Here is a 282-nt window from a genome sequence, read left to right as displayed (position 1 = left end):
ACGGCGAACTGAATACGCGCGCCAACCGTCTGGCTCATCACTTACTGAGCCTGGGCGTGCGTCCTGCCGATAACGTGGCGATCCTGCTCCCGCGTTCGTTGGACCTGCTGGTCAGCCAACTGGCGATCCTCAAATGCGCCGCCGCCTATGTGCCGCTGGACATCAACGCGCCCGCCGAGCGCCAGGGCTTTATGGTGCAGGACAGCGGCGCGAGCTGGGTGATTACCCGCAGCGATACCGCCATCGAGTACCCGGCGCGGCGCCTCGACCTGGACAGCCTGG

1 protein-coding gene is annotated in these 282 nt (G+C 66.0%); it reads left to right on the top strand.

From position 1 onward, the window contains the following. Positions 1-282: AMP-binding protein (locus KZZ04_RS18830; RefSeq protein ID WP_219423773.1), on the top strand; the 282-nt coding region annotated here is incomplete at both ends.

The organism is Pseudoalteromonas sp. CR1, assembly GCF_019392235.1.
Taxonomy (GTDB): Bacteria; Pseudomonadota; Gammaproteobacteria; order Enterobacterales; family Alteromonadaceae; genus Pseudoalteromonas.
This window is presented reverse-complemented; position numbering and strand designations above follow the sequence as displayed.